Source organism: Paraburkholderia caffeinitolerans, from assembly GCF_902859945.1.
GTDB lineage: Bacteria > Pseudomonadota > Gammaproteobacteria > Burkholderiales > Burkholderiaceae > Paraburkholderia > Paraburkholderia caffeinitolerans.
Genome location: NZ_CADIKL010000018.1, coordinates 75,641 through 91,000, shown reverse-complemented (window position 1 = coordinate 91,000; position 15,360 = coordinate 75,641). Strand labels below are relative to the sequence as shown.

The 15,360-nt window shown below is 62.8% G+C and carries 13 protein-coding genes and 2 riboswitches; of the genes, 3 read left to right on the top strand and 10 right to left on the bottom strand.

Annotated features, from left to right (window positions below; all coding sequences use genetic code 11):
- Nucleotides 1-59 precede the first annotated feature (59 nt).
- The 3 genes from HV773_RS19000 to HV773_RS18990 are packed head-to-tail and all read right to left on the bottom strand — an operon-like array spanning nt 60 to nt 2,904.
- Nucleotides 60-1,214 carry an acyl-CoA dehydrogenase family protein gene (locus HV773_RS19000; RefSeq protein ID WP_129564033.1) on the bottom strand — a complete coding sequence of 385 codons (1,155 nt, stop codon included), beginning with the start codon at nt 1,212-1,214 and terminating at the stop codon, nt 60-62.
- Between the two features lie 39 nt (nt 1,215-1,253).
- A complete protein-coding gene (locus tag HV773_RS18995) occupies nt 1,254-1,709 on the bottom strand; it encodes a MaoC family dehydratase (RefSeq protein ID WP_129564032.1) in 456 nt (151 codons plus the stop codon).
- Between the two features lie 58 nt (nt 1,710-1,767).
- Nucleotides 1,768-2,904, bottom strand: a complete 1,137-nt coding sequence (locus HV773_RS18990; RefSeq protein ID WP_129564031.1) for an acyl-CoA dehydrogenase family protein — start codon at nt 2,902-2,904, stop codon at nt 1,768-1,770.
- A gap of 281 nt (nt 2,905-3,185) precedes the next feature.
- Between HV773_RS18990 and HV773_RS18985 the strand changes: the two genes are divergently transcribed.
- Both HV773_RS18985 and HV773_RS18980 read left to right on the top strand, forming a co-directional pair.
- Nucleotides 3,186-4,763: a class I adenylate-forming enzyme family protein gene (locus HV773_RS18985; protein WP_129564030.1), complete on the top strand. Its 1,578-nt coding sequence runs from the start codon at nt 3,186-3,188 to the stop codon at nt 4,761-4,763.
- 190 nt (nt 4,764-4,953) lie between these two features.
- Nucleotides 4,954-5,109, top strand: a complete 156-nt coding sequence (locus HV773_RS18980; protein ID WP_160113494.1) for a hypothetical protein — start codon at nt 4,954-4,956, stop codon at nt 5,107-5,109.
- A 51-nt stretch (nt 5,110-5,160) separates the two neighbouring features.
- Here HV773_RS18980 and HV773_RS18975 read toward each other — a convergent pair whose 3' ends face one another.
- The 3 genes from HV773_RS18975 to HV773_RS18965 all read right to left on the bottom strand — a co-directional run bounded on the left by HV773_RS18975 (nt 5,161) and on the right by HV773_RS18965 (nt 9,063).
- Nucleotides 5,161-6,276 carry a porin gene (locus HV773_RS18975; RefSeq protein ID WP_129564029.1) on the bottom strand — a complete coding sequence of 372 codons (1,116 nt, stop codon included), beginning with the start codon at nt 6,274-6,276 and terminating at the stop codon, nt 5,161-5,163.
- Nucleotides 6,277-6,457: 181 nt separating this feature from the next.
- Complete coding sequence (locus tag HV773_RS18970) at nt 6,458-7,924, bottom strand: DUF1254 domain-containing protein (RefSeq protein ID WP_129564028.1); 1,467 nt, start codon at nt 7,922-7,924, stop codon at nt 6,458-6,460.
- A gap of 62 nt (nt 7,925-7,986) precedes the next feature.
- Entirely contained in the window at nt 7,987-9,063 is a 1,077-nt protein-coding gene (locus tag HV773_RS18965; protein WP_227875444.1) for a DUF1254 domain-containing protein, read from the bottom strand.
- 551 nt (nt 9,064-9,614) lie between these two features.
- A riboswitch (Fluoride riboswitch) is annotated at nt 9,615-9,678 on the top strand.
- 60 nt (nt 9,679-9,738) lie between these two features.
- On the opposite strand from HV773_RS18965, the gene crcB reads away from it, so the two are divergent.
- Nucleotides 9,739-10,131, top strand: coding sequence for a fluoride efflux transporter CrcB (gene crcB / locus HV773_RS18960; RefSeq protein ID WP_129564473.1), 393 nt, complete (start codon nt 9,739-9,741; stop codon nt 10,129-10,131).
- A gap of 266 nt (nt 10,132-10,397) precedes the next feature.
- On the opposite strand, the gene HV773_RS18955 is transcribed toward crcB, so the two are convergent.
- From HV773_RS18955 to HV773_RS18940, 4 genes are all read right to left on the bottom strand, one after another.
- On the bottom strand, nt 10,398-12,071 hold the full coding sequence (locus tag HV773_RS18955) for a dynamin family protein (RefSeq protein WP_129564027.1): 1,674 nt from the start codon (nt 12,069-12,071) through the stop codon (nt 10,398-10,400).
- Nucleotides 12,072-12,154: 83 nt separating this feature from the next.
- Nucleotides 12,155-13,369, bottom strand: coding sequence for an MFS transporter (locus HV773_RS18950; RefSeq protein WP_227875443.1), 1,215 nt, complete (start codon nt 13,367-13,369; stop codon nt 12,155-12,157).
- Nucleotides 13,370-13,478: 109 nt separating this feature from the next.
- Nucleotides 13,479-13,835: a DUF190 domain-containing protein gene (locus tag HV773_RS18945; RefSeq protein WP_129564026.1), complete on the bottom strand. Its 357-nt coding sequence runs from the start codon at nt 13,833-13,835 to the stop codon at nt 13,479-13,481.
- Between the two features lie 24 nt (nt 13,836-13,859).
- A complete protein-coding gene (locus HV773_RS18940) occupies nt 13,860-15,176 on the bottom strand; it encodes a voltage-gated chloride channel family protein (RefSeq protein ID WP_129564025.1) in 1,317 nt (438 codons plus the stop codon).
- A gap of 77 nt (nt 15,177-15,253) precedes the next feature.
- Nucleotides 15,254-15,324: riboswitch (Fluoride riboswitch) on the bottom strand.
- Nucleotides 15,325-15,360: the final 36 nt, after the last annotated feature.

Genomic DNA, 15,360 nt, shown 5'->3' with positions numbered 1-15,360 from the left:
CCATGGCTCCCCTGCGGGTTCATCACGCTGCGCCGGGAAAGCCCGGCTCGTGCGTGCGCTCAGCGCCCTGCGAGACTGCGCGAGATAATGACTTTCTGAATGTGACTCGTGCCCTCGTAGATCTTCGTCACGCGCGCGTCGCGATAGTAGCGCTCGACCGGGAAGTCGGTGAGGTAGCCATAGCCGCCGTGAATCTGGATCGCGTCCGAGCACACCTTCTCCGCGATTTCGCTCGCATACAGCTTGGCGATCGAGGCCTCCTTCGCGCAATGCACGCCGGCCGCCTGAAGGCGCGCCGCGTGCAGCATGTACTGGTACGCGACGTCCACCTGCATGGCCATGTCGGCAAGATCGAACGCCACGCCCTGCAAGTTGATGATCGGCTTGCCGTACGCTTCGCGTTCCTTGGCGTACTGCACCGCGGCTTCGAGCGCGGCGCGCGCGACACCGCACGCCACGGCGGCGATGCCGATACGCCCTTCGGAGAGCATGCCCATCACGCGCTTGTAGCCTGAGCCCTCCTCGCCGATGAGGTTTTCCAGCGGCACGCGGTGGTCCTCGAGCTGGATCGCGGCAACATGCGCCGAACGCTGGCCCAGCTTTTCTTCGATGCGTGTGACGTTGTAGCCCGGTGCACGCGGATCGACGATAAATAGGCTCGGCCCCTTCTTGCCGTCCGGCGTTTCGGTCACCGCCGCGATGGCCAGCCCCACGCCGGCCTCGTTGCCGTTCGAGATGAACTGTTTGCTGCCGTTCAGGACGTAGTGCTCACCCTCGCGGCGCGCCGTGGTGCGAAACGCGGCGGTGTCGGAGCCGGCCTGCGGTTCGGTCAGGAGACCCGCCACGATCGTCTTGCCCGAAGCGATGTCCGGCAAGTATTTGCGCTTCTGCGCTTCAGTGCCGGCGTGGGCCACGCAGCCCGCGAGGCCGTTGTGGACATGAATGATGGTCGCGAATCCGGCATCGGCCGCGGCAAACGCCTCGATGGCAAGGCAGTATTCCGGGAACGTCGCCGCCGAACCGCCGAATTCCTCGGGAATATGCATGCCGAGAAATCCGAGTTCGCCCACGGCCGCCAGTTCGCTGCGCGGCCACGCGCCCGTGCGGTCGCGCTCAGCGGCCGTAGCGGCAACGACTTCCTGCGCCACCTTGCGGGCAGCATCGCGGATCATGACTTCCTGCTCGTTCAGGAGTACGGTAGATGTTTCGCTCATTGTCTTCCTCTATTCAATCTTCTGGGTGGCTCACTGCATTCAGTCGAACACGCGCACGATGGACTCGGCGACGCATACCGGCTTGTCCCCGCCTTCCATCTCCACCGTCATCTCGTAGGTGAGCTGGGCGCCCTTGTTCTCGAGCGGCTCGTAGCGCTGCAACCTGAACTGGGCGCGAAGTCGGCTGTTCACGGGTACGGGCTTCAGAAAGCGCACCTTGTTCAGGCCATAGTTCACGCCCAGCTTGAACTGGCGAATCGTGAACGCGTTCTGGGAAAAGACCGGCAGCAGGCTCAGGGTCAGAAAGCCATGAGCAATCGGGGTGCCGAACGGACCGGCCGCCGCGCGCTCCGGGTCGATGTGAATCCACTGGTGGTCGCCGGTTGCGTCCGCGAACGTGTTGATGCGTGGCTGATCGATGAGAATCCAGTCGCTGGTGCCCACGACCTCCCCCACGAGGGGTTGCAGTTCGGCCACGGTTTCATAGGTGTTCATGCTTTGTCTCGCTTTTTGCTGAATGGTTTGAGTCGGGCGGCCTCGTATGCTCGGGGTGTCACTGAGCCGCCGCCCGCAGCGCCTCGGCGCAGACGGCTTCGCAGCTATCCGCGCTGCCGAGCAGCAGATCCGCCACCACGGCGCGCTTGTAGTAGTGGCCAACGGCGTATTCCTCGGTCATGCCGATGCCGCCGTGCAACTGAATGCCCTGGCCGCAAACGAACTTCGCCGCCCGGCCGATCAACATCTTCGCGGCCGCGAGGCGCCTGAGCTGCGTCTGCGCGTCGTCGTTGGCAAGCGACGCCAACGCCACGTGCAACATCGAACGCGCCACCTCGAGTTCGGCCACCATGTCCGCCATGCGATGCTGCAAGGCCTGTAACGAGCCGATCTGGACTCCGAATTGCTCGCGCATCTTCAGATAGCCGGCCGTCATTTCGAGGGTCTTCTCCATCATACCGATCAGCTCCGCGCAGAGCGCCACGGTGCCGTGCGCGAGGCCCGCGCGCAGCGCCGGCAGGCCCGCGCCGGGCGCGCCCAGCACCGCGTCCGCGGCCATCCACACGCCATCGAAGCTCAGCTCCTCGACCCACGTGCCGTCATGCAGCGGCAGCGCCTGACGGTTCAGCCCCGGTGCGCCGCCATCGACGAGCAGCAGGGTGAGGCCGGACACGCCCGGCACCTGGGCAGAAACGATGAAGGCATCCGCGCCGGGGGCGCCCAGCACGAGCGATTTGCGGCCATCGAGCACGTAGCCATTGCCTTCGCGCCGCGCACACAGCGACACCGGCTCGGGCAAGCCGCGCGAGGCCGGCTCGCTGTACGCGAGCGCGAGGCGCACGGACCCGGAGGCCATCTGCGGCAGCAGGCGTTGCCGCTGCGCGGCCGTTCCCCCGGCCACGAGCGTCTGGGCGGCGAGCACGGCGCAGCCGAGCCAGGGCTCGAGCACCAACGCGCCTCCAAGCGCCTGCGCGATGATCGCCGTTTCGATGACCGTGCCGCCCAGACCGCCGTCCTCCTCGGGAATGGCCGCCATCAGCCAGCCGTTGTCCGCGAAGGTCCGCCAGTTCGCCTCGCTGCCGTTGCCGCCGTCCTTAAGCAATGCGGCGCGCGCCTCGAAGCTGTAGGCCCTCTCGATGAAGCGGCGCACGCTGTCCTGCAACATCTGCTGTTCGGAGTTCAGATCGAAATCCATGCGTTTTCTACTCTCAGGAGTGGTGCATCGCCCTCGTGGCGAGCGCGTGCGGTCCATGCAGGGTTTATTGACGTGAGCCCATCTTAGAGAGGCGCCGTGCGTTGTTCCCCTCCCTTTCTTGCAGGGGCGGCGCATCCGCCTGGGCGGCGCCTGTGTCCGGGCCGCCACGCTTCCCGTGGCCCGTGACCTCGCTGCCCCTCCCCTCCGGGGAGGGGCAGCGCATCGGCTCACGGTCCTAGACTGCCTGCGGCAGACACAGGAACACTCCCGCGGAGACAGCAATGAAAATGAATTTCGCCCGGATCATGGGGCAGCTCGCCATGCAGTTCGCCGACCAGGAGGCCCTCGTCAACATCGAGCGCGAGCGCCGCTACACGTTCCGTGAGTTGCACAGGCTGACCAACCGCATCGCGAACATGATGAGGAGCCGCCTTGGCCTGCGGCGCGGCGACGTAGCGTTCTGCATCCTCGAAAACGATAACCTCTCGCTGCTGCACGCCTGGACGGCCTTCAAGGGCGAAGCGGCTTTCGCACATACCAACATCCGCGACGCACTGGACGAGCATCGCTGGCAGATGGCGTTCATCAGACCGAAGGCCGTCTTCATCGAAACGGCCCTGCTCCCGCGCTACGCCGACATGCTGCGCGAGCAAGGCGCGAGCATCGTGTGCATGGACGCGCCCGCGACGCCGTACGAAGGCGTGCAGTGCTTTTGGGATCTGATCGAAGGCATGCCCGACACCGATCCCGGCATCCAGTCCGACACACACGCGGACATCCTCATCTACCGCTTCACGGGCGGCACCACGGGCAGGAGCAAGTGCGCCCAGTACACGATCGACAACTGGCTCGCCGCACGCGACACCATGTATGCCGATGAGCAGCAGAGCATCGCGCTCAACAGCCACACGCGCTACCTGCATATCGCGCCCGTGAGCCACGGCTCGGGCCTCTCGTTTCTGCCCACGCTCTTTCGCGGCGGCTGCACGCTCACGCAGAATGCAGCCGATCTCAAAGCCTGGTGCCGCAACGTCGAGACCGAAAAGGTCACGACCACGCTGATGGTGCCGACCCTCGTGAACTGGCTGCTCGATCAGCCCGAAGCTATGCGCCACGACCTCTCCAGCCTGCGCACGCTCTACTACGGCGCGGCGCCGATGAGCCCCGCCAAGCTCGCGCAGGCGCAGGCACGCTTTGGCAACATCTTTTTCCAGCTCTACGGCGCGACCGAATGCGCGCAGGCCGTCTGTACGCTCACCCCGGCCGATCATCTCGGCGCGCTCGAAACGGGGCGGCTTGCTTCGGCAGGCCGGCCCACCATCGGCATCGAAATCCGCATCGTCGATGACGCCGGCAACGACGTCGCGCCTGGCACGACCGGCGAGCTCTGGCTGCGCGGACGCGGCACGATCGGCGGCTACTACGGCAATCCCGAGGGCACGGCAGCCGAGTTCGCCGATGGCTTCTGGAAGTCCGGCGACCTTGGCTATATCGACGACGCGGGCTACGTGTTCATCGTCGATCGCAAGAAGGACGTGATCATCACGGGCGGCTTCAACGTCTATGCGGCCGAGGTGGAAGCGTCGCTGAACGCGCATCCGGCTGTGCAGATGTCGGCCGTCGTGGGCGTGCCGCATGACAAGTGGGGCGAGGCCGTGCACGCCGAAGTCGTGCTCAAGCCGGGCGCGGCGGTCGAGCCTGCGACGTTGATCGAGCACGTGAAGGAAACGCTCGGACGCTTCAAGGCGCCCAAGACGTTGACGTTGGTCCAGACGCTGCCGCTGAGCGCAGTCGGTAAAGTGCTGCGCCGGCGCGTGCGCGAGAAGTACTGGACGAACGAGCCGCGGCGCGTGTCGTGACGATGGAGCCCGAGATCAGCTCGCCGAAGCAGAACACCGCCCCGCAAAAGGCGAGACGCACAAACCCACGGAACCGGCGCCGGGCAGCCTCGTCAAGGTTCCGCTCGCCTCGCCAGTCCGAAGCCGCAGCGCGGCACAGCGCTCACCCCCTCCAAACGAAAGGGGACAGCGCGGGAAAAGCGCTATACAAGTGGAAGCTGCACAACTGCGCGGCAGCCGTGTTGCACCGGTGATGTATGGCCTCGCCACCGGCGAAAGCATCGCATACCTAAACTATCTGGTGAACCGGGGGATGGCGCGCGCTCACGAAGACGACGACGGCGTCGCCTGGTACCGGGTGGTCTGAACGGCCAGCGCTGCCCTCGGCCCCAAGCCGGAGGCAGCGGCCCATACCGCATCAGAAGCGGTGCAGCAGGCCCAGCGCAACGAGGCGCTGCGACGAATCCGGCTCCGTCACGGTCACGGCCGGCCAGCTCATCATCGAGGTGCCGTGGTTCTTGATGTAGCCCGCGCGCGCATAGATCTGGGTACGCTTGGAGATATTGTGATCGATGCCGAGCTCGACACCCCATGCGTTGTCGTGTACGCCGCGCGCGTTGCGCTCGACGGCAGCGATTTCGATGGCATCGGCCGACGTCGCCTGAACGGTCGCGCCCACCTCGGCGAAACTGTACGAGTGCGCCGCGTTCAGCATGGCGGCCATCGAGCCGGCAGGCGCGTCATTCGAGCGGTTGTACGTGTAGTTCGCCTGCAGGTTCACGATGCCGATGCGGTAGGCAAGCGAGCCGGTAAACCGTTCGGTGCCAAGCAGGTTCAGTGCAGCGGGCAAACCCGGCACCATCTCCGATCCCGCGTGCTGGTTCTGATAGGCCAGCCCTGCATACAGCCCGTAACCGCTCCACGAGACGGCGACATCGAACAGATTGCCGATGCTCTGGACAACCGGCTGCGTCGCGCTCGAAGAGAACGCGTACATCGTATAGAGCTTGAACCCGCCCACCACCGGCGACTGATATTCGATCGAATTGCTCGTGCGCCCGGAAGCAGCCTGCGTGGCGAGCGTATTGCGATCGACGTCGACCGCGACCGCTGCGATTGGCGACAGCACTTCGTCGCCGCGAAACGGGTCGGTATAGTAGATGGCCCAGAACGTGGGTTGATATTGCCGCCCGAACGTTAGTGATCCATATTTTTCGTGAGACAGCCCGACCCAGGCTTGACGATAGAACAGCGACGAACTGTCGACGAAGAACGTGCCGTTGTTCGTGTTGTAGCCGCTCTCCAGCACAAACTTCGCCTTCAGGCCGCCTCCCAGATCTTCCTCGCCCCTGATGCCGAGGCTCGAACCGCTGTTTCCGCCGCTACGCTCGGAAAACGAATGCGTCGACCCATTGCCCAGGTACTGCACGAAGTTGTCGACCGTACCGTAGAGCGTCACCGACGATTGCGCCCACGCACCCTGCACGGCCAGCATCATGACCGCCGCGCCAATACCCTGTCTGTTGAAACCCATGCAACTCCTCCAGATACGTCTCGTCTCGGCCACGATCTCCCCTGGACGCATTTGAAAGTACGTTTCGGCACAAGGGATTCGATGATCTTTTTTGGTAGCTTCAACAACGGCGATTCAACGGCTGGCCACACGACTCCATCGCGGACCCATGCGACGGAGCGTGCTGCTTCATTCACGATCTTTATCCGCCGCCGCGAACAGGCAGTGCCACGACATCGGGCAGCGTCCACGATTTGTCGAACACCGCCGGCTCGGGTCCATAGAAGCGAAACGCGACGAACCACGCCTTGCCCGGCGCCGTGTAGATCCAGTTAGCGGTATTGTCCGACGGCGGTTGCGGCCCGAAGTCGAGATCGACCGATCCGTCCGCATTGCGGCGTAGCGCCGTGTCGTACGAATCCGCGCCGATACGCGGCGCCTTGCGTATGAAGCCGCATGTCTCGTTGTCGTACACATTGACGGCCCAGAATTCGCGCGCTGGCACATTCGGCGGCACGTGCAAACGGTAGTGGCGCGAACCGTCGAACAACTGGCCGTGGTCGTCACGCCAGCTCGTCAGGTAGAAAGTCGCCTTGCCAAGCTTGAGCGGCGGAGCATACCCAAGGAAGTAGACCGCGCCACGCATGTCCGCGTCGAGATGCTGCCCTTCGTCGAAGGTGAAGTGGGTCTTGACGCCCATCCTGACCGACGCGCTGGTGCCCCACTGCGAACCCGGCCACCATGGCTGCTGCCCGGAAAGCAGGGTTTGCTGGAAGGTTGCGTGCGCATCCTGTGCAGCGGTGCGCAGCAACGCGCGCGTGGAAGCGTCCGGCGTGAAGGGCCTACCCTGCTCGATGCCGAGCGCACGCAGACGCGCGTAGGCATCTGCATCGCCCGGCGCGGGCGGCTCCTCGCTCACCATGCGCGCGAGACGGGCAAAGTAGCTATCGTCGAAGCGGACAATCCCATCAAACAGCTTGCCGTCCATTTTGACGAAGCGTTGCCGCGCGCCATTGGATGCCTCGCGCAGCGGCGCTACATGAAGCGTGCGGATCCATGCGCCTGCCTTGTCGAGATCGTCCCGCGACAGCGTCCTCGGCGTGACGCGGATCAGCGCGTAACCGTTGTCGGTCTTCGACTGTACAGGTATGAAGCCGGCCGGCGCTTTACCCTTGAACCCCGGTGGCAGCAACAGGTATCGGCCACCCTTGCCCTCGTCCGAACCTTCGTGTCCCACATCCGCGAGCGGCACTTGCCATGCGTCCAGCAGGCTGCCGAATACGACCACATCGTTCTCTGCGGGAATATCCACGACAACCGGACCGTCCTTCAGGTTGTAGTTGAAGTAGACGTAAAGCGCAGAGGAGTTGGGCGTGGTGGTCTGGTTCTTCCAGTCCGCTGGGCGGCTCCAATAGACGATGTCGTCATAGCGTGCGCCCGCATCGCGGAAGAAGGCCTCGCGCATGGCGTCGAAGCTGACGATCGGCATGCCCCAGACAGCGGCATCGAAGGCAGCGCTGCGCAAGGTGTGCGTCGATGCCGGAACGGCGGCAGCGGTGGATCCCGGTGCTGCCGCCTCCTGAGCGACGACGGTCTGAAAACACAATGCGGCGGCCACTCCGAGCAGACTGGAAAGCCGCCAACGCCTGGGTCCGGACATGGAATACATGAAGCCCTCGTTATTGATTCGCGAAGTCACGTGAAGAAGCTGGATTCGGGTCGAGCGCCGGTTCACCTGGCCGCGGCGCTAACTACCTGGGCCTTGGGAAACGTCCAGTGAGCGTCGAGTACCTCGGTACGCGGACGGTACATGCGAACCATGTAGTTCCAGTTGGACGTAATCGGCAGGCAGTTCGGGACCGAGCCATCGCAGCCGCCGAACTGGACGGACACTGCGCCATCGGCATCCTTCCTGGCGACGACATTGTTGACGGTGTACGCCCCGATTGCGTTGGGCTCGAAATAGCCCTTTTCGTTGTAGACGCTGATGGACCAGAACCCGTCCACAGGAACGTTCGCCACCCTCAGGCGATACACCGTGTGACCGTCGTTGTGGCGCGGCGTGACGTTCAGGTAGAGCGCATCCTTTTCCGGATTGCCGCCCATCGCGATGGCCGCGCCGATCAGGTGGTGTATCGGCGAAACCGTGTCCGGCATGCCGAACGCGCCGCTCAGGTCGGGAAGGGTTTTGCCCAGTTCGATCAGCGCATCGCGCACGTGCTTCTGGCTGGCCTTGTCCCAATCCGGCACCTCGAAGCGCCCGGGCGCGGCCTGGTGCCAGGCAATGCCGTCCTGCAGAACGTGCGCCGCCTGCATGTCGGCGGGATCCTCCACATTGGCCAGCGTGCGCACGCCGATCATGACGTAGCGCGTGCCGACCTGCTTGCGCGTGAACGTATAGGGGCCGTCGCCATAGGCGACGAACGGCACGTATTCGTCCTCGCTGATGGCGGCGATCGAGCGGAAGCGTTTGCCCGCATTCGGCAGCGAGACCGTCACCGGGCCAGCGTCGAGATCGAAGATCCCCACCGAATACAAGGTATCGCGGTTGGCGCGCACGACAGCCTGCTTGTCAATCGGCATGAGTTCGCGGTAGTGGACGAGTTTGCCGAATCCACCCTGGTGCGCGACCGCGGAGAAGTACATATCGGATTCCGCCCGCACAAAATTATCGACCGTCACGGGAATGGGGTCGTGTGTGAGCGGCTTCGTCTGCGCTGCGCACGGATGCGACGTGGCGGTCACGGCCGCCATGAGCGCCGTGAGCGCCATGTTCGCGATGAATGGCCGACGAGAATTCGGCTTCACGTTTCCTCCTGGGATTTCCCCCGATGTGCCCGCCCGTACCGGGCGATCCACTGGAAAGTCTAGCCGCCGCGCATGCCCGCTTCCCCCTCCCTTTTGGACGGACCCGGCTGCGCTGGCTCTGGTGCAAATAAGGTCGGCGAATCGGCTAGAGTTGTCGGAGCAAAACGAACTGATGACCCGCGATGAGCAAGCTGAAGAGTCTGGAAGAATGGCGTGAACGTCAAGGGGCTCTGGGCATCCACCGTCGGGCCACGCTTCACTGCGGCAATTGCGGTGGATACTTTCGAGGACCCAGGGCGTGCCCCGCATGCTCCGAGCCAGATCCATCGGCAACCATCAAGCCCACGTAGTAGTTCCCATCGCTACGCACTACGCCCGGCTTCAGCGATGCCTCTTTGGACCATCGCCACGGTTACGCACGATCGCGACAGGACATGGCGCATAAGCGACCACCTGTGAGTGCGGGAATGAAGATATTAAATGGGGGGCTCTCGGAAGCAGCGTCCTTCGGGGAGGGCCAACGCCTTGATGCTCTATCGAGCCATGCTAGAATGGCCTGAGGAGATGGCATTCTCCTTTAACCGCTCATGACGAGCCGATGATGCCTATAACCCGCCAGACGAATGTCATATGTTGGCCTTCGTCGAGGTCAATTCAAAGACTGGGGCATCGTATATGTTTCAATCGGCTCTGGCAGTTGCCATCGGCGGAGCACTCGGCTCCCTGTTCCGCTGGTTCCTTGGGATACGTCTGAACGGACTGTATCCCGACCTCCCGCTCGGCACGCTTGCAGCAAACGTCATTGCTGGCTACAGCATCGGAGTAGCCATTGCGTTTTTTGCGCGCTTACCCCAGATACCACCAGAATGGCGCCTGTTCGTCACGACAGGACTGATGGGTGGCCTCTCTACCTTTTCGACGTTTTCCGCTGAAGTCGTGGGCGATCTCCAGCAAGGCCGGTTTGCCTGGGCCGCCGGGGAGATTGCCATCCATCTTTCGGCGTCGATCATCATGACATTACTGGGCTTTGCGACCGTCGGCGTATTCTCGCGGATAGCGCTCGCATGATCGCGCAGCCCGGGCTAATATCTGCGGTGATCCAGCCCGATATCAGCACCGTGATCAATGCACCGAAGACGCCGTAAATGACAGCCGACGTCGGGTAAAAGAGAAGATGCATGATCGCCATAATCTCAGTTGTGCATAATGAAATTCAAAAGGCTGCCGAACAACCGATGAGACGCATGCGGACAGCCGATTTCATTGTGCCCCTTACGTGATCACGCAAATCGCGGGTGTCGTCGAATTCGCACATCGTGTTATGCCGCCCCTGCTCACTCGTCGGTCCACGGCACGTGCACATTGACCAGCCCCGCGATCAACTTGAGTGTTCTTTCCGCAGCTTCTGTCTCTTCGGCACTGGCAAGCTGCCTGCGTATCGCGTCATGCTTCGCCGCATAACGTCTCAGATCGTCTGCCAGCCTGGACAGGATTGCCGCTTCGCGCGCGAGCACTCGCTCCGTTAGCACAGCGGCACTCAGCCCTGCTATCAAGGCTGGGAGGTGCACCATGCAGATGCCGGACAATGAATCAACGCCATGCGTGGTGTCCTGCGCCAGACGGCCCGCGATCTCCTTGATCGTCGTCTGCAACGTCGCCATGCACAGTCGGCACAGCGCGCATTCGCGCGTATCGGGCAGAACGTCCTTGCGATCGAGCACGTCCTGCAGCCCACCCGACGACGCCCGCGCCGCACGCTCCAACGTTGAGGACAGTGCCCCGAGCAGCGCGGGGTAACCAATCGCGACGCCACGTGGTGACGCAAGCGCCGCGAGCTGTCGTGTGTGCGTGACGCAGAGGCCCTTCGTCTGCGCATGTCGCGCCTGCGACTGCGCGCTGACGCTCAATTCATACTGGTACCGGCACAAGAAGTCGAAGCTGACGGACTGGATGCGCTCACAGATTTCGCAGGGCCGGAGCGTGTGCAACGAGCCAAGGTCAATGTTGGAATCGGGAGCTCGTGGACGTGGGCGGCGCACAATACCGCTGTCAGCTTCTAGCCGATGGTGGTACTCCTGAATCTGCAGCGCTATTGCGGCAAATTCCGCGTCCGATGGGTCCATTCGTGTGACATCCAGGATCCGTTCGCAAAAGCTCGCCAGAAAGGCACGCCGCTTGCCCTCCACCAGAAAGCCGACCAGGGCGCCCTCGAGTTCAGCCATACCGCTTTCCCGCAGTGCCTCGAGATCGCCCCGGAGCCTGGCGGAAAGGCCATCACGCGCGGAAACGGAAAAAGGCGGCGAGGTATGTGGTCCAAGGACCCGTTTCAACTGTTCGTTCACATAGGCGAGCCCTTCTTCGCGCTGCGCCTGCGTCACGGTGTCCTGCTTGTTTAGCACCATGAATACGTGGCGGTCGTACCGGGCGGCCAGGCGCAAGACTGCAAATTCCTCTTCCGACAGCGGACTGTCGTAGCTGGTCACTACCAGCATCGCGTCGGCTTCCGGGAGGAAGGACTCGGTCGTGCGCGTATTCTCGGTGATGGCTGACCCCAAACCGGGTGTATCGACGAAATGGAACCCTCGCCGCAGGAGTTCAGCCGGCAACTGCACCTCCGCAATCCTGACGCCGCGTACATTGCCCGGATTGGTGCGTTGAGTAATGACCTGCGGAAGCTCGTCGAGCTCAATAGTCGTCGCCAGATGCCGTCCTTCGTAGTGGATGATGACTTTCTCAGTACTGCCATAGACAACGGAGGTGATGACCGATGTGAGCGGCAGGATACCTGTTGGCAAGCGTTCCATGCCGATCAGGGCATTCATCAGTGAACTCTTGCCGCGCCCAAAGCGACCGACCACGGCGAGGTTGAACCGATCTTCCGCGATGCGGACGAACAGATCCCGAATCCTCTCACCGGTTGGCTCACCCTTGTCCTTTGCTGCCTCCGACAAGGCGCGCAGCATTCCGGCGAGCTCAAACTTTGCGTTCTCGTACTCACGCAGGTTCATCGGGTTTCCCTCCGATTCGCGAAGACAAGGGCATCCCAGCCACGCCAGGGCTCCCCGAAAACGTTGGTGACAAGACGGACTCCCTACTCTCTGTCTGTTCCTGAATGCTGAAGTGAGGCACGCCGACGGCTCACCCACCCGAATACCGGAAGCGCCAATAGCTGCGAAACGACACAAAAGACAACTGCACCCATGATTGAACTGTCATAGATCCAGCCGATCAACGCGCTACCGGCAAACCAGCACACACCATAGACTGCCGTGAACATGCCAAACGCGGACGCCCGTCGCGCCCGGCTGACCATCGGCGCCACGGCAGCGGGAATGATGGACTCGTGAACGCCCATGCCCATACCCCAGAGCGCAGCACCGAGGACCGCGTATTCAATGTGGCCGGAAAGAAACACGAGTGGCGCGAAGGCCGCTGCAACGACAGTCAGCGCGATCAGGATGCGAAAGCCGTACCGGTCAAAGAGACGTCCGAGAAAAAGGGAGGCGCCTCCACTGACTGCCATGGCGACTGCGTAGAGCAAAGGCACCCAGTCAACCGCGATCGCGCGATGAATCGACCAGTGATACGCAATCAGCGGGTAGTCCGCAAATCCTGCGGCGACGAGGCCCGCCCCCGCAAGATACACCCAGTAGTCGACGGGAAAACGATCGACGAGCACTTCGTCTGCCTCGCGCTCTTCCAGGTACTGGGGTCGGGGAAACGCGATGCGCGCCAGCCCTACGAAGCACAGGTTGATGAAGGCGGGAATGGCCAGCACGGCAAACGCGAGACGATAGTCTCCGTGTGCGGCAATGATGCCAGCGACAACGAGCGGCCCCACCATCGCACCAAACTGGTCGAATGCCTCGTGAATCCCGAAGGCCCAGCCAAATCCGCCGATGCGCTTTGCGGCGCTTGCAAGCATCACGTCCCGCGGCGGATTGCGAATGGCCTTGCCCATGCGCTCCAGCACGATCAGGACTGCGGCGAGTTGCCAGCTATGAACCAGGGCAAGGAGCGGGACCGCGCTCATCTGTACGACGTAGCCGATGATCGTTATCGGCCAGAACTGGCGCGAGGCATCGGCCAACCTCCCCGATACCACCCGCAAACCATAACCCAGCAGTTCGCCAAAGCCGACGACAATCCCGATGATCGTGGCCGACGCCCCCATTGTGCCGAGCCACGGGCCAAGGACACTGCGTGCACCCTCGTAGGTGAAGTCCGCGAAAAAGCTCAGGACACCGACGAGAAGGACGAAGCGCATGGCGCGCCTCGCCGCCAGACCTCCAGGGGTGTCCTTCACATCTGCCTCCACAAATCGCGGGTGAATACCGTGCCAGTCCTTCGCAACGGCGCCGCTTCGGGTGTAACTGGATGTGCAACAGCACGAGCCAGTGGCCCCGGACAACGGTTCAACTCTCGACCATCGCTTTTTCACAGGGAAGAAACACGGCGCGCACGTTCTGCAGGCCTTGGCCATGCGTGCTCCAGAACGCCCTCACCTTGCTCTCCAGGTCGATCAGCTCGATGCAATGCGGAAAGCGGTGATGCGCTGCCTCAACATGCTCATGATGGAGCCAGTCTCCGTTCAGATAACCCGCATGGACACGATGCAGCACGGCCTGCTCGATACCCGCGCGCTTCGCGTGATTCAGCAGATGGCGTGCGAGACTTGGGCGCGTGAGGCGCTGCCAGAAGCGTTTCGGATGTTGCGCATTCGCGCGCTCGGAATGATGAAAATACAGGCGAAGCGAAATGAGTCCGGACATGATATTCAGCAAATAGTGTTGGGGTCACGGCTGCGTCGGCGAAGCAGGCTCAACCACTGCACGACGTGCGCGCCGAAGCGCAGGAATGTCGGAAAGACGCATTCCCGCCGGCAGCAGCGGGTGTTTTGCGTGGCCGACACGCTGGGCGCGATAGATGCCCGTATGCCCGGAGAAGAGATAGGCCACGACACAGGCAAGCGCCGCGTAGACCGCGATGTCCGAGCCGAACAACTCGATGGCCATGATGGTTGACGCGATCGGCGTATTCGCAGCACCGGCGAACACGGCAACGAAACCCAGACCCGCGAGCACCGGAATCGGTAATGCGAGCACATGACCCAGGGCGTTGCCAAACGTCGCGCCGATATAGAAGAGCGGCGTCACTTCGCCGCCCTTGAAGCCGGACGCGAGTGTCACAGCCGTAAAGGCGAACTTGCCAGCGAAGTCGTAGACCGGCAGCGGTCCGTTGAACGCCTGGACGATCGTGGGGATACCCAGACCCAGATACTGCGGGACGTTCAGGACGACGCCCGCCACGGCAACCATTGCCCCACCCACGAGCGGTCGCGCCGGGGCATAGGCAATCTTGCGCTTGATGAGGGCGGACAAGGCATGCGTCGAGTCTGCGAACAGCATGCCCACCACACCAAAGGCTATGCCCGCAACGATGACTGAACCCGCGCCCAGCGCTGTCACTGGAGGAATGACCGGAATGCTGTACACGGTGTGATGGATGCCCCAGGCACGGCACACCTGATCTGCCACGAGCGACGATGCAATACAGGCAAGCAGCGCGTCGTAACGCAAGCGGCCGATGGCCAGCACCTCGAGTCCAAAGATCGCGCCGGCCAGCGGGGTGCCGAATACGGAGGAGAAGCCCGCCGCGATGCCGCCCATCAGGAGAATCCGGCGTTCCTCGCGATCGAGTCCGAAGAGGGCCGTGACCTGATCGGCGAGCGCCCCGCCCATCTGGACAGCCGTTCCTTCACGGCCCGCGGATCCACCAAAGAGGTGAGTGACCACCGTAGCGATCAACACAAGCGGAGCCATGCGCTTCGGAACGATCTTTTGCGGATCGTGAATTTCGTCGATCAGCAGGTTGTTACCACCTTCGACCGACTTGCCCACACGATGATAGACCCAGCCCATGGCGAAGCCCGCCAACGGCAAAAGCCATAGCAGCCACGGATTGTCGAGGCGGATATCGGTTGCGTGATCAAGCGCGTAGAGGAAAACGGCGGATGCGGTGCCGGCAAGTGCACCGAGTATGCAGGACAGGAGCAGCCAGCGCGCCATGTACGGCAGCATCGCGACCTGCTCGAGAGACTTCAGGTTTTTCATGTTTTCCAGGTTTGAAACGTCATCAAACCTGGGCGACGGGGGCACCGCACGGACGACCTACGACCTCCTTCACCCAGGAACTCGTAGGCATCATCAGCCGCTAAAAGGACGCGGCGGTTAAGGGAGGCATGCCATCTCCGAAAGCCGGGCGATTGTAGATGACGATGTACCCTCCTGCAACCCG

Coding starts and splice junctions, on each gene's coding strand:
- HV773_RS19000 (WP_129564033.1), bottom strand. CDS start 1,214: ATGAGCGAAACATCTACCGTACTCCTGAACGAGCAGGAAGTCATGATC.
- HV773_RS18995 (WP_129564032.1), bottom strand. CDS start 1,709: ATGAACACCTATGAAACCGTGGCCGAACTGCAACCCCTCGTGGGGGAG.
- HV773_RS18990 (WP_129564031.1), bottom strand. CDS start 2,904: ATGGATTTCGATCTGAACTCCGAACAGCAGATGTTGCAGGACAGCGTG.
- HV773_RS18985 (WP_129564030.1), top strand. CDS start 3,186: ATGAAAATGAATTTCGCCCGGATCATGGGGCAGCTCGCCATGCAGTTC.
- HV773_RS18975 (WP_129564029.1), bottom strand. CDS start 6,276: ATGGGTTTCAACAGACAGGGTATTGGCGCGGCGGTCATGATGCTGGCC.
- HV773_RS18970 (WP_129564028.1), bottom strand. CDS start 7,924: ATGTATTCCATGTCCGGACCCAGGCGTTGGCGGCTTTCCAGTCTGCTC.
- crcB (WP_129564473.1), top strand. CDS start 9,739: ATGTTTCAATCGGCTCTGGCAGTTGCCATCGGCGGAGCACTCGGCTCC.
- HV773_RS18955 (WP_129564027.1), bottom strand. CDS start 12,071: ATGAACCTGCGTGAGTACGAGAACGCAAAGTTTGAGCTCGCCGGAATG.
- HV773_RS18945 (WP_129564026.1), bottom strand. CDS start 13,835: ATGTCCGGACTCATTTCGCTTCGCCTGTATTTTCATCATTCCGAGCGC.
- HV773_RS18940 (WP_129564025.1), bottom strand. CDS start 15,176: ATGAAAAACCTGAAGTCTCTCGAGCAGGTCGCGATGCTGCCGTACATG.